9 protein-coding genes are annotated in these 13,653 nt (G+C 64.0%); 2 read left to right on the forward strand and 7 right to left on the reverse strand.

Annotated elements, in window-relative coordinates; translation table 11 throughout:
- Positions 1 to 78 precede the first annotated feature (78 nt).
- The 3 genes from G6N47_RS16955 to G6N47_RS16965 form a co-directional block, all read right to left on the reverse strand.
- Positions 79 to 2,961: an MMPL/RND family transporter gene (locus G6N47_RS16955; RefSeq protein WP_083131562.1), complete on the reverse strand. Its 2,883-nt coding sequence runs from the start codon at positions 2,959 to 2,961 to the stop codon at positions 79 to 81.
- Positions 2,958 to 3,377 carry an MmpS family transport accessory protein gene (locus G6N47_RS16960; RefSeq protein ID WP_083131563.1) on the reverse strand — a complete coding sequence of 140 codons (420 nt, stop codon included), beginning with the start codon at positions 3,375 to 3,377 and terminating at the stop codon, positions 2,958 to 2,960. The genes G6N47_RS16955 and G6N47_RS16960 overlap by 4 nt, the downstream gene beginning before the upstream one ends.
- 191 nt (positions 3,378 to 3,568) lie before the next feature.
- Complete coding sequence (locus G6N47_RS16965; RefSeq protein WP_139799463.1) at positions 3,569 to 4,612, reverse strand: NAD(P)H-dependent amine dehydrogenase family protein; 1,044 nt, start codon at positions 4,610 to 4,612, stop codon at positions 3,569 to 3,571.
- Positions 4,613 to 4,648: 36 nt separating this feature from the next.
- Between G6N47_RS16965 and G6N47_RS16970 the strand changes: the two genes are divergently transcribed.
- Entirely contained in the window at positions 4,649 to 5,851 is a 1,203-nt protein-coding gene (locus G6N47_RS16970) for an enhanced intracellular survival protein Eis (protein ID WP_083131564.1), read from the forward strand.
- Between the two features lie 417 nt (positions 5,852 to 6,268).
- Complete coding sequence (locus tag G6N47_RS16975) at positions 6,269 to 7,009, forward strand: hypothetical protein (RefSeq protein ID WP_456299301.1); 741 nt, start codon at positions 6,269 to 6,271, stop codon at positions 7,007 to 7,009.
- Positions 7,010 to 7,033: 24 nt separating this feature from the next.
- Here G6N47_RS16975 and G6N47_RS16980 read toward each other — a convergent pair whose 3' ends face one another.
- From G6N47_RS16980 to G6N47_RS16995, 4 genes are read right to left on the reverse strand one after another with little or no spacing between them, the layout of a single operon-like run.
- Complete coding sequence (locus tag G6N47_RS16980) at positions 7,034 to 7,684, reverse strand: GAP family protein (protein ID WP_083131566.1); 651 nt, start codon at positions 7,682 to 7,684, stop codon at positions 7,034 to 7,036.
- Positions 7,685 to 7,715: 31 nt separating this feature from the next.
- Complete coding sequence (locus G6N47_RS16985) at positions 7,716 to 9,449, reverse strand: AMP-binding protein (protein WP_083131567.1); 1,734 nt, start codon at positions 9,447 to 9,449, stop codon at positions 7,716 to 7,718.
- 37 nt (positions 9,450 to 9,486) lie between these two features.
- A complete protein-coding gene (pe, locus tag G6N47_RS16990) occupies positions 9,487 to 10,617 on the reverse strand; it encodes an acyltransferase PE (RefSeq protein WP_083131568.1) in 1,131 nt (376 codons plus the stop codon).
- A gap of 44 nt (positions 10,618 to 10,661) precedes the next feature.
- Positions 10,662 to 13,652 carry an MMPL/RND family transporter gene (locus G6N47_RS16995; protein ID WP_264007108.1) on the reverse strand — a complete coding sequence of 997 codons (2,991 nt, stop codon included), beginning with the start codon at positions 13,650 to 13,652 and terminating at the stop codon, positions 10,662 to 10,664.
- Between the last annotated feature and the right edge of the window lies 1 nt (position 13,653).

A 13,653-nucleotide genomic window follows, 5' to 3' on the forward strand; every position in this document is an offset into this window, starting at 1 on the left:
ACAGTGTGACCTGTTGCGGATCGAAAACTCGTCGCGGTGCGAAATCCGCTCTAGCGGAGCGCAACTGGTGATCGCCGCCTAGCGGTTCGCCGGGACCGGTAGCGGCGCAGTGTCGTCGCTGAGCGGTTCAGGCTGTCGCCGCCGGGCATGGTCCCCGCGGGGGTGGACCACCCGCGGCCACCAGAACCAGCGGCCCAACAGCGTTGCCATCGACGGCATGAACAACGTGCGCACGACCAGCGTATCGAGCAGAAGACCGATGCAGACCGTGGATCCGAACTGGCCCAGCACCCGCAAATCGCTGCCGAGCATGGCGGCCATGGTGAACGCGAACACCAAGCCCGCGGCCGTCACCACCCCGCCGGTGCCGGCCATCGACCGGATGTACCCCGTCTTGAGGCCGTTGTGGATCTCCTCCCGGAATCGGGAGACCAGTAGCAGGTTGTAGTCGGATCCGACGGCCAGCAGGATGATGACGGACAGCGCCATCACGATCCAGTGGATCTTGATGCCGAACAGGTCCTGCCAGATGAGCACCGAGAGCCCAAACGATGCGGCAATCGAACTGGCCGCGGTGCCGACGATGACCAGCGCGGCGACCACGCTGCGGGTGAGCAGCAGCATGATCATGAAGATCAGTGTCAGCGAGGACACCACCGCGATCATCAGGTCATATTTGGCGCCGTCGTGCATGTCGCGGAACGTCGCCGCCGTCCCGCCGAGAAAAACCTTGGCATCCGACAGCGATGATTGCTTCAGCCCCTCCTGGGCGGCGGTTCGCTCCGCATCGACGCGCGAAATCCCTTCCGGCGTCATGGGATCGCCCTGATGCGTGATGAAGAAGCGAGCGGACTTGCCGTCCGGCGACAAGAATTGCACCAGACCGCGCTTGAAGTCCGGGTTGTCGAAGGCCTCGGGGGGAAGGTAGAAGAAGTCGTCGTTTTTGGCGCCGTCGAAACTCTGTCCCATGACGATCGCGGTGTCGCTCATCGACTCCATCTGGTTGATCATCGCCTGGAACGTGCTGTGCATGGTCAGCGTCAACGCATGAGTGGTCTTCATGCTCTGGATCTGCGGCGGCAAGATCGCGACCATTTCGCGTTGCAGGGCATCCATACTGTGGATGTCCTTTGACATGCGACCGAACTGTTCGTCGAGCTGATCGATGCCGTCCAGGGCGTCGAAGATCGACCTCAACGACCAGCAGATCGGAATGTCGAAGCAGTGCTTTTCCCAGTAGAAGTAGCTTCGGATCGGCCGCCAGAAATCGTCGAAATCGGCTAGGTGGTCCCGCATTTTGTCGGTGACCGCGACCATGTCGTCGGTGACACTGGACATGTCGTGGGTGGTGTCGGACAACCCCTTGGTGATGTCGAGCATGCGTTCCAGATAGTTGATCGTGACCTGCATTTCGTCGGCCATCTTGAGGATGTCGCCCATGCGGTCCTTCAGAAACGCCATGTTCTGCATGAGCATCTGGCTTTGCATGCTGTTCTGGAACGGTATGGAACTGTGCTGAATCGGAATGCCGAGCGGGCGGGTGATGTCCTGCACCATTACGATGCCGTGCACGCGCAGCACGTTTTTCGCCACTCGATCCAGCACCAACATGTCAGCCGGATTGCGCATGTCGTGATTGGCCTCGACCATCAACAAGTCCGGGTTCATTCTGGCCTGGGAGAAATGCCGGTCCGCGGCGGCATAGCCGATATTGGACGGTGCACTGGTCGGCAAGTAGTAGCGGTCGTTGTAACTGGTGACATAGCTGGGCAGTCCCAGCATGCCGACCAGCACCACCGCCCCGCTCACAGCCAGAATCGGTGCGGGCCAACGCACTACCGCGGTGCCGATGCGCCGCCACATGCGCCCCCTGGCCGCCCCCTTGGGCTCGAAGAGACCAAAACGGCTGCCCACGAAAAGAACAGCCGGACCTAACGTGAGGCCGGCCGCCACCACGACCAGCATCCCGATCGCCGCCGGTGCGCCCATCGTGTGGAACCAGGGCAGCCGGGCGAAGCTGAGGCAGTACACCGCGCCGGCGATCGTCAGACCCGACCCCAACACGACCGGGGCCACCCCGCGAAATGTTGTGTAGTAGGCGGTTTCACGATCCTCGCCGGCTCGGCGCGCCTCTTGATAGCGGCCGATGAGGAAGATCCCGTAGTCGGTGCCGGCGGCTATCGCCAGCATCGTCAGGATGTTCGCCGCAAACGTGGTCAGCCCGAATGCGTTGTGGTAGGCCAAAACTGCGACGATGCCTCGTGCCGAAGCCAGCGCGACCCCGGTCATGAAAAGTTGGACCACCGTAGTGACAAGCGAGCGGTAGACGAGGAACAACATGACCGCGATCGCGCCCAGAGTGAACAGCGTGATCTTGGCAAGGCTGGCATTGCCGATCACGTGCATGTCATCGGACAGCGCTGCGGGGCCGGTCACATGGGCCTGCACACCGGGCGGCGCCGGCGTCCGCTTGATGACATTCCGGACGGCCTCGACGGATTCGTTGGCCTGGGTGGTGCCCTGGTTGCCTGCGAGATTGAGCATCACGTAGGCGCCCTTGGCGTCGGAGGCCTGGACGCCCGCGGCCGTTAGCCGGTCGCTCCAGAAGTCCTGAATGTGCTGCACATGTTCGGGGTCGTCGCGCAGTTGGCGAACGATGTCGTTGTAATAGCGGTGTGCGGCGTCGCCGAGCGGCTCCTGGCCTTCCAGCACCACCATGATCGTGCTGTTGGAGTCGAATTCCTTGAAGTTGTGGCCCAGACGCATCATCGCCGTCATCGACGGTGCGTCCATCGGTGCCATCGGTGCCGAGTGCGCCTCGCCCACGACTTCCAGCGACGGCACGATGGTGTTGACGACGATCGTCAAAAAGACCCAGCCCAGGATGATCGGCACCGCCAACCACCGGATTGTGTGTGGGATAACGGGCCGGTGGGGGCGGGTGTTCATCTCGGTGCTCATGCGGACTTCACCAGGCAGAAGGTCTGGGCGTTTTCGCCGTTAACGGTTTTCTCTTCGCGGACCACCCCGTCGATGGTGATGCGGCAACCGATTCGATCGCCGTCTCCTTGGGCCATGATGTTGGCGCTGACGGCGGGCAGGGTCGTGCTGATCGTGAATGACCATGGCAACGGTGCTCCGTCAACCTGGTGCGTGTTGGCTTCCGCGTCCCAATAGTTGATGCTCGCCGTGGTCCCGGCAGGACCCCAGACGTCATAAGTCACGACCTTGGGGTTGAACTGCACGATCTCGATCCCGGCGCCGGCACCGGCGTTGAGATCCTGCGAACCGAAGATGCGGTGGAGCCGCGACACGACCAGACCGGAGACGGCGAGTACCACCACCAGGACGATGGGGATCCATGCCCGTTTGGCCATCCTGGCAATCGCACTCACGTCGTCACCTCCAGGTCCACCGTGGCCTCTCGCGCGAACTCGCCGCCGTTGTCCGCGCTGTCAACGGAACCTTCGCTTGCCTAAGTATCGTAAACCGTAGAGCACGGAACCGTTCACCGGGTCCCGGGCCTTCGCGCGGCGACCTACTGCACCCGGCTTCGCCGCGCTTGTGGTCACCGCGATACCCGACCGGTGATCGGCGGCAGGTCGGCCAGCGTCACGATGCCCGGTCTTGCTGCCACCACCGCGGGGACGGCATTGGTAACCGGCATCGCGGTGTAGATCATTCCCAAACCCATGAAGCCGGGCTCTGTCCAGTCCTTCGGCGGCAGGCAATGAATCACCGTGCGCATATTGGGCAGCCCGAAGACCTGGATGACGTGGCCGTGTTCGAGCGGCTTGGGCGGCGTCACGTGCTCGCCCATGATCCAGTTGAACCCGACGCTGACCACATTGCGATCGCCCACCCAGCCGCGGTGATAGCCGTAGACGCTGCCGACGGTGCCGGCGGGGATCTTCATGAAGCCCAGATCGGTGTCGGCGGTGGCCGCTGTGAAGGTGACATCGAACGTCATCTTGTCGAGCTTCGCCCCGATGGCGTCGGCCATCATCGCCGCCGCCTCGGCGAAGACCTCGCTTTCGGCCCGCACGCTATCGGCCAACCCCGGGGTCTCGGGATCTTGGGAGAAGCCCATCGCCGTCTGGGTGCTCGCCGACTCATACGTCGAGCAGTCCACCGACTCGGTGATGCGGATCTCGTCGACGCGTTCGCAGCAGCCGGACAGCACCATCCCCACCATGTTCGTGATTCCCGGATGTGCGCCGCTGCCGAAGATCGTCGAGCGGCCGCGCTGGCAGGCGTCCACAATGCGCTGCCGGTCTTCGGGCGACTGTTTGCCGCCGGTGATCCATGCCGCGCTGGAGCACACGTTCACGCCCGACTCGAGCAGCCGCACCAGCTCATTGATGTTGGGCCACAACGGGTTATAGCAACAGGCGTCGGGTTTCAGCGCCAGCAGCGCCTCGATGTCGTTGGTCGCCGTCACGCCCGTCGGCTGCGGCCAGCCGGCCAGTTCGGCGGCGTCGACGCCGACCTTGTCCTGTCCGTGGGCGTACACCCCGACCAGCTCCATGCCCGGTCTGCCGATGATGGCGTGCAGCGATCGCCGTCCGATGTTGCCGGTGGTCCATTGAATAACGCGCAGCGGTGTGGTCACCGCCCCACGATATTCGGGTGCGATCGGCCGCTGTTTGTGCCACTGTCGAAATCCGTGACTTTGCCGCAGCCGCTGATCTTGCGTACCGCAACCGACGACGACTGGGCGGCGATCGTGCTGCTCGACGACACGAGTTTCGGGACGTCGATGCACCCGGACTCGCTGGCGGCGTGGCGCACGCTGATGCCCGACGACTCCGTCGTGGTGGTCTGCGACCGCGACGATGTCGTCGGCGCTGCGCTGTGTTTCGATGTGCAGCTGACCGTGCCCGGCGGAGCAGTGCTGTCGGTGGGCGGAGTCGGCGGTGTGGCCGTGTCGCCGACCCACCGCCGGCGCGGGCTGCTGCGCGCCATGCTCACCGAATTGCACAGGCGCATAGCCGGTTCCGGATATCCGATCGCGGCGTTGACCGCCAGCGAGGGCGGCATCTACGGCCGGTTCGGCTACGGCCCGGCCACCATCGATCAGGAGCTGACCATCGACCGCCGCTTCGCGCGCTTCCACGACGACGCGCCCGATCCTGGCGGCGTCCGCCTGATCCGGCCGGCGCGGCACCGCGACGAACTCGCCGCCGTCTACGAGCGCTGGCGCCGGCAGACACCGGGCGGGCTGACGCGTCCGCCGGCGTTATGGGACGACTTACTGGCCGACCGAGAAAACACGCGCGGGGGCGGCACCCCGTGGTTCGGGCTGCTGCATCCCGACGGCTACGCCTTGTACCGGGTCCATGGCGACGACCACCTCGTGGTACGGGTGTCCGAGTTAAGGGCGGTGACCACCGACGCGCACGTCGCGCTGTGGCGAGCGCTGCTGGGCCTGGACCTGATCGAGACCGTGGTCGTCGAGACTCATCCGGCCGACCCGTTGCCCTACCTGTTGGCCGACAGCCGGCTGGCCCGCACCACTGGACGCCAGGACGATCTGTGGTTGCGGATCATGGACGTCCCGGCTGCACTCGAGGCGCGCAGCTATTCGGCGGATTTGCACACCGTCCTCGAGTTGCCCGGCGGCCGGTTCGCGCTGGACATCGACAACGGTCGCGCACGGTGCGCGCCCAGCGATGCGCCGACCGAGGTCGAGATGGACCTCGACGTGCTGGGCAGCCTGTATCTGGGAGCGCATCATGCGTCGGCACTGGCTGCAGCGAACCGGTTGCGCGTCAAGGACTCTGCGCTGGTGCGACGGCTCGAAGCGGCGTTCGCCAGCGATGTACCCGCTCAGTTGGGTTTCGGCTTCTGAAGTTGGCGTGGGCCACGGTTAGTCGAGGGCGCGGGCGACGTTGACAATCGGACCCCCGCTGCGGTACTTACTCATGAGTAAGCTACCGAAGCGTAAGTAGCGAGGACGTGTTCATCGACGTGGCATTGCTGTGGTTACCGGAAATCCGTCTAACGGTCATGAGAGCAACGTGCGGAGCTACCGCGAAGCAGGCAGGCGCTTACTTTGATGGACGCCTACGGTAACTCGGACCCGGCGTCGGCGCGTGCAGTGGGGGAATGGGTACGGCGGAGTAATTCTTTGCCGGTCGAGAATGTTCCGGTTGCCTCGATTCGCAATTCCTACACACCCCGGAAGAGCAAGACGAACGAGCACTACGTCAAGATCTTGGCGCAGTCGCCGTTGCCATTACCCCCGATAGTCGTTCATCGGGGTTCGATGTGGGTGATCGACGGCGTGCATCGGCTGCGCGCCACCGAAATGCGCGGCGAGGCCACGATACCGGCGAGGTTTTTCGACGGCAATGACGCGGAAGCTTTCGCGCTCGCCGTACATCTGAATGTCACCCATGGCCTGCCGTTGACCCTCGCCGAGCGAAAGGCCGCGGCGCAACGAATCGTGCGGTCCTACCCACACTGGTCAGATCGGTCGATCGCGCTGATCACGGGAGTGTCGAACAAGACGGTAGGCAAATTGCGGGGGTGTGCAACTGAGGAAATTTCCCAGTTGGGCCCACGGCTCGGCCGAGACGGAAAGGTGCGGCCGGTAAGTCCCGTCAACGGACGGCGACGTGCCGCCACATATTTGTCGATGAATCCGCACGCGTCGCTGCGGGAGATAGCGCGCGAAGCGGGCGTCTCGGTCACCAGGGCACGCGATGTGCGTCAGCGTATCGGCAAAGGTGCGAATCCCCTGCCCGATAACCGCGCTGAGACGTACGTGCCTTCGAAAGTCCAAGGGCACGATCTCCTTCAACGGCTGAGAAAAGACCCGGCAGTCAGATCCTCTGAGAGAGGACGCGCGCTGCTGCGCCTGCTGTCCACAGTCGTGTTGGCAATTAGCGCCTGTAATGAGTTCGCTGAAGCTGTTCCCATCCACTGCTCGGGCACGATCGCCGAAATAGCAAGGAAATATGCTCGTGCTTGGCAGGAAATCGCGGACCAATTCGACGTTTCCTAGCTCACGAACGCTCGACCGGATCAATCAGAGCCCGGCCATGCCCACCGCGACGAACCCAGCGCCCAACGCGGCCAGCAGAAGTGCGACGTCCCGGCGCCGCCGCGATCGAATCCAGTTGTGCAGCGCGTCCACCGATCTGGCGGTTGCCCTGGGCGCCAACAGGTAAGCCAGCAACGGAATCTCGATCAGTGCGAACGCCACCACGTTGAACATCAACAACACGGCCACCTGGGTCAGGGCTGCCGCGCCGGAAGCGAGGATGACTGCGAGCGCCGCGAGATAGTCGACCGACGGCAACGCGATGCCGAGACCGGCGATGCCCGCGACCGACAGCGAATCCCCGCTGAGCAGGCGCCTGCCCGGCGCCGCCAACCGTGCCGGGCGCGCACCCAACCGCCCGCGGACGTCGATGGCTACGAATACCGCGATCGACAACGCCAGCAGCCCGATGAGGATCTGAACTTTGGGCACGGTGAAGTAGGTAGACCCGAGCAGGCTGCGCCGAAAGACGAACAGCACCACCAGACCCACGGTCGTTCCCATGACGAAACCGCCGCTGAGAAACGCCAGCAGTTGCAGTGCGGGCCGCGGCCTGTTCAGCATCAACACGGTCATCCCGACCCGGAATGGTTCGATGCTGACGGCCAGGGCCATGACCAGAACTGTGACCAGCATTGGGATTTCGGGGTGCGCCCGGCGCGGCCCGCTAAGCGTCCAACCGGGCGAATTGGTCCCGCCGGTACTGCTCGACGCAGGCGGCGCGCCGAATCTTGCCGCTCGTCGTGGTGGGAATCGAGCCGGGCGGGACCAGGACGAGGTCCCCGACGTTCAAGCCGTGTGCGTTGGATATCGCGGAGGTGACGTCGTTCTTGATGCTGCTGAGCCAGTGCATTGCGTCCTCGTCGGCCTCGCCGCGCTCCTTGAGCTCGATAACGGTCACCAGCTTCTCGGTGCTGTTGACCGGAACCGATATCGCCGCGACCCGGCCACCTGTGATCTCTTGGACCGTCGTCTCGATGTCCTCGGGATAGTGATTGCGCCCGCGGATGATCAGCAGATCCTTGATGCGCCCCACAATGAACAGCTCACCCTCGTAGACAAAACCGAGGTCGCCGGTCCGCAGCCAGGATCCGTCGGGCGTGCCCGGCGAAGGGTCGGCGAGCGTTGCGCCGAAGCAGCGCTGCTCGTCGGGCTCTTTGCGCCAGTAACCCTCGGCGACGTTGTCGCCGTGCACCCAGATCTCGCCGACCACGTTCTGCGGGCACTCGCGGTGTGTGTCGACGTCGACGATCCGCAGCATAGGGGATTGCGGCAGTTGGTATTTGACCAGCGTTGTGCCGGTCGCGGCCGCACACCGCTCCGCGCGGTTCGCGCCCAGCTTCTCGCTGTCGAAATGAACCGCCGGGGACGACTCACTCCATGTGCCAGCCGCGACGAAGACGGTCGCCTCCGCCAAGCCATAGGAGGGACGCAACATATGGTCCCGAAAATTGAAGTGCGCGAACCGATCGACGAAGCGTTGCAAGGTGGCCGGCTCGACGCGTTCGGCGCCGCTGATGATGCCCAGCACGTCCCCGAGGTCGAGTCCGGTCAGGTCAGCGTCGGTTGTTTTGCGGGCCGCCAAGTCGAACGCGAAGTTCGGCGCAGCTGACCACGCGTGAGGGTTGCGGGCCAGCGACTGAACCCATCGGGCCGGCCGCTCCAAGAACGAAACCGGACTCGTCAGCTCGCCGCGGTAGCCGCCCAGGATTGGTGCGCAGATTCCGAGCACCAAGCCCATGTCGTGGTAGAAGGGCAACCAGGACACGATCGTGGCTTCGGTTGGGGCTTTGCGGTCGGCGAAGAAGCTGCGCATCAGCTGCTCGAAATTCGCCTGGAGGTTGCGGTGCGAGACCATGACCCCGGTCGGCAGTCGCGTCGAGCCCGAGCTGTACTGCAAATATGCGATGCTCGGCAGATCCGCTGTCCGAACACTTGGTTCGCCGTCCGCGTCCAGATTCATCGAATCGATTTCGACGATCTTGGGCACCGAGTCCATGTGTGCGTCGTCGACGTACTGGGCGACATCGTCGGCGACAGCGGACGTTGTGAGAACAACGGAGGGCGATGTATCGGCAAGGACGGCGCCCACCCGCTCGTGGCTCGAGCCGCGGTGCGGCAAGGGGAGTGGCACGGCGATGAGTCCAGCCTGCATGGATCCCAGAAACGCCGCAATGTAATCGAGAGACTGAGGCGCCAGGATGACTGCCCTGTCGCCGGCCGCCCCATGAAAGCTGAGCTCGCTGGCCACATTATGCGTTCGGCGGGACAACTGCGACCAGGTCAGACTCTCGGGCGCACCCGCCCAGTCGTCGTCGTAATCGGTGAAAGTGAACGCGATGTCGTTGGGCCGCAGGCTCGCACGTCCGTGCAGCATCGAAAGGATGGATGACTGAGGCATAAGGGTCACGTCATGTCCGTAGGGGGTCGGGTCGATGTCAGTGGTCAGACGGTCCTGCGGTGTGCGACAACACGGACATGGCACCGCTGAGTATCTGCGAGAGCGGGTCGGCGCCGCCACCGAATGTCGCCTGGTTGGCCGGCGCGGTGACTTCCGCCGGGTCGAACCCGTGCACCGGGTCCACTTGAACCGGAGCGGTCGCCGGGTCGTCGTTTCGTGAGTAGCCCGCGTTCACCCGGGGCATCAGGATCGCGTCGAGCTTGTTCAGCGTGTCTTCCGGAATCCCGATGTAGGCCAGGGGCATGACAAGCGGGAGGTGCTTTTCCGGAACCATGATCGTGGTGTCCCTGGCGCCCCGCGAGTTGATCGTCGTCCGGATGTTCTGCGGCGGCACCATGCTCGGGTTCGTGAAGGCCACCGCGGTGTGACCGGTTGCGAGGCCCATCAGTGTGTTGCCCAGGGCAAACAAGTTGTCCGGACGGTCGGGGAAGTCCGCGATCGAGTCGTAGGCGGCCACGAACCGGTATGTGTCGTACTGGCTGTCATACGGCGGTTGCATGGTGTAGTCGAGTGCGGGAACGACGCTGCCGACCGGAAACATCGCGGTCAGGAAGCTCTCCCCGAATGCGTGGCGCCCGACCGGGTCGCCGAACGTCGCGAAGTTCAGTTGGTCCGATGGGGGAGCGGCCGGGTCCTTGGCCAGCCGAGCCTGCGCGCCGTCGACCACGAAAGCGCCCTCGGACAAGCCGATCGCCGTGCCGGGGCGACCGGTGCGGATCGCCGCATCGAGGTTGTCTACTCCCACGTCGACGGATTCGCCGACGCTGGGGCCGTCCAGACCCAGGCCGGGCAGCAGCTTTTCGCCGAACTTGCCGATGCCCGGGAAGAATCGTTCCAGGACGTGGCCCTGCACCTGGCCCGCCGGGTAGCGCACGATTTCGCGCTTCTGGCCGGGAAACCATTGGGCTCCCTCCTGACGGATGTACTCGTCGTAGGGGATGCCGAGAACGTGGGCGCCGCCAAGGGCGAACGCGGTCTGATCGCCCGGCGCGCCGGGAGTGGGCGGCCCGCCGACGGGCGTGTCGTCAGCCGACGCGGTCCTGACGCCGAAATAGCCTGTGGCGCTGACAGTTACCAGCGCCGTGACTCCTGCGAGGAGTTTCTTCATCGCTACTCCTGACCGCTCGGCATCGCCTCGTAGTTTCACATACATCAGGTGTGCTCGCGAACCCGCGCTCCCAGTCGTGACGGCCACCAGTTCGCCCGCCCCACGAGCGCGGCGATGGCGGGAACCGTGATGGTGCGTACTACGAAGGTGTCCAGCAAAATTCCCACACCGATCACAAAACCGCCTTGGACCACGGTGCCGATGCTGGAGAACAACAGCCCGCACATCGAAGCAGCGAAGATCAGACCCGCCGCGGTGATCACGCCGCCGGTCGAGCTCAGGGTGCGAATGATGCCGTAACGCATGCTGCGTGACGACTCCTCACGCATTCGGGAGACAAGCAGCATGTTGTAGTCGGCGCCGACCGCGACCAACACCACGAATGCCAGCGGCGGCACGCTCCAATGCAACTGCTGGCCGAGGATGAATTGAAAGAAGAGGGTGCCGATGCCCACCGCCGACAAGTACGAAATGACCACCGAAGCAACCAGATACAACGGTGCGATAATCGCACGCAGGAGCGCCGTCAAGGTCAGTAGCACGACGACGAGGGTCACCGCGATGATGAACCGGATGTCGTGTCGGTAGTAGTCGCGGGTGTCTTTCAGTCCCACGGTGTATCCCGCCATCGATACCGTAGCGTCCGCCAATGCGGTATTCGGTTGGGCCCCCCGGGCGGTCTGGGTGATCGTGGTGACCTGATCCATCGCTTCGCTGCTGAACGGATTCAGTTTGGTTTGAACCAGGTACCGCGCCGAGTGGCCATCCGGCGAGATGAAGACCTTGGCGGCGTTCTCGAACGCCTTCAAGCGCAGCAACTGGGCCGGGATGTGGAACCCGGCCATTGCCGGTTGTGCGGCATCGCGTTTCAGCGACAACAAGAAGGCCGACGCCTGATCCAGGCCGGTGCCCAACTGTTTGACCTGATCGACGAGTTGCGTCACCGCCTCCGCCACTTGCCGGCTCCCGCCGGCGAATCGGTTCGCGCCGTCTTGCATGCTGTTCAGGTTCGCCTGCAGGCCACCGGGTTGGTCCATTCCCATGGAATGCATCACCTTGGTGAGGTTTGTCAGTGCCCCACGCACGCGCTCCACCGAGGCATTCAGCGACTTTTTGTCCGGGATCGCCTGCAGTTGCGTCCACAGATCGTTGATCGCGTCCAGGTCTTCCTGGTCGCGCCCGCCAACAAGCCGTTCGAACGTTCCGCGAGTAGCGCTGCAGGACTCGTCGAGATCGCAGACCGGGTTGCCCTGCAACGCCGTCAGCACTGGTCCTATCCAGGCAAACATGTTCTTGCCGGCCGAAAAGTTCCAGCCCATGGCATTGGTGAGCGAGTTGACGTGGTCGACGAGCTTGGCCGCGGTGTCGACCTCCTTGACCAAAGTGTCACCGCTGTATTGGTTTTTCATCGACGAGAAGGAGTCGACCACGTGCTGGACACTGGCGGCGAGCTGGCTGACCTGGCCGCGCACATGGTTGAGGTTGTCGGCTAGCGTGCCGGCCCCGTCGGCCAGCCGGTTGAGGTCGTCGGTGTGGTCGTTGATCAGTGTGGATCCGTCGGCCAGGACGGTGCCGATGGCGCCGGCCTGGTACGTGGCTTTGAATTCATTCGGCACAGCTCCGGTGGGACGCGTGATGCCGCTGACCGCAGCGATATTCGGCAGTTGGCTGACTCGCTGCGCCATTTGCTCCAAGTCCGCAAGTGCCTGCGGTGTGCGCAGGTCACGCGGCGAGGAGACGAGGATGTATTCCGGAATCGACTGATTCACCGGAAAGTGGCGATCCAGCGCGGCATATCCGACCGAACTCGGCGCCGACGACCGCACGGCCTTGCGATCGTCGTAGTTGTAGTGCACGAAGGCGGCGCAGCCGGCCAGCGCGATCAACACCAGCACGCTGGCAACTAGATGGACCTTCGGCCTGCGAACAATGCGAATGCCCGAGCGCCGCCAGAACCGCGCGGTCAGCTCGCGGCGCGGCTTGACCCAGCCCCGTGGTCCGGCGAGCACCAGAATGGCCGGCAGCAACGTCACCGCGGCAAGAAATGCCACGCCGATCCCGATCGCCGAGGACGTTCCGACGGTCTTGAACACGCCCATTCGGGCGAAGCTGATGACCAGAAAAGTGATTCCGACGGTGGCGGCGGACGCGGCGATCACCTTTCCGATCGAGACCATCGCCCTCTTGACCGCCTGGTCGAAATCCGCCCCCAGCCGCAAATGGTCGTGATAGCGGCTGATCAGAAACACCGCGTAATCCGTTCCGGCGCCGGCCATTATCGCGCTCAAAAATACGATGGACTGGTTGGAGACGCCCGAGCCCGTCAGTTGGGAGTATCCGGCTACCACGGCTTGTGCGATCACCAGGGACAACCCGATCGTCAGCAACGGCAGCAGCATGGTGACCGCGCTGCGGTACACCACCAGCAGCACGATGAGCACCAGAACCGCGATCGCCAGCTCAATCGGCATGCGATCCCGGTTGCCCGAAACGGTAAGGTCGGCCACGGTTGCCGCGGGGCCGGTGAGATTTGCGGTCAGTGTTGTTCCGGCTGGGGCCTGTTTCAAGGCGGTTTCGACGATTTCGCTGATCCGGTTGAAAGCGGCATAAGACTGTGGAGTGCCCAACTCGCCCGCAACCCCGACCGGCAGCACCCACGCCTTGTGGTCCTTGCTGGTCACGGCCGAGCGCAGCGGCGGCGTGCTGACGAAATCCTGCAACATCACGACATCTCGGGTGTCCCGGCGCAGCGCGTCCACCAGTTTGCGATAAACGGCTTCATCGGCGGGGCCAAGCCCCTTGTCGTCGGTCAGAACCACCAGCAGGAGATCTTCTGAGCCCGATTCGTGAAACGCCTCGGCCATCTTTCGGGCGGTGACGCTCGACGGTGCATCGCTGGGCAAGATGGCGAGCGGATGTTTCTGGGCCATCTGGCCCAGGGACGGAAACGTCAGTGGGAGTGCGACGGCCATCGCGACCCAGAGTCCTATCACTACCCAGGGCCACCGCACCACAAAGTCGGCTAGCCGTTGCACA

Source organism: Mycobacterium branderi (assembly GCF_010728725.1).
In the GTDB taxonomy this organism is placed as follows: domain Bacteria; phylum Actinomycetota; class Actinomycetes; order Mycobacteriales; family Mycobacteriaceae; genus Mycobacterium; species Mycobacterium branderi.

Excerpts from the sequence above, each read along its gene's own strand:
- G6N47_RS16955 (WP_083131562.1), bottom strand. The coding sequence starts at position 2,961 with ATGAGCACCGAGATGAACACCCGCCCCCACCGGCCCGTTATCCCACAC.
- G6N47_RS16960 (WP_083131563.1), bottom strand. The coding sequence starts at position 3,377 with ATGGCCAAACGGGCATGGATCCCCATCGTCCTGGTGGTGGTACTCGCC.
- G6N47_RS16975 (WP_456299301.1), top strand. The coding sequence starts at position 6,269 with ATGTGGGTGATCGACGGCGTGCATCGGCTGCGCGCCACCGAAATGCGC.
- G6N47_RS16980 (WP_083131566.1), bottom strand. The coding sequence starts at position 7,684 with ATGCTGGTCACAGTTCTGGTCATGGCCCTGGCCGTCAGCATCGAACCA.
- G6N47_RS16985 (WP_083131567.1), bottom strand. The coding sequence starts at position 9,449 with ATGCCTCAGTCATCCATCCTTTCGATGCTGCACGGACGTGCGAGCCTG.
- pe (WP_083131568.1), bottom strand. The coding sequence starts at position 10,617 with ATGAAGAAACTCCTCGCAGGAGTCACGGCGCTGGTAACTGTCAGCGCC.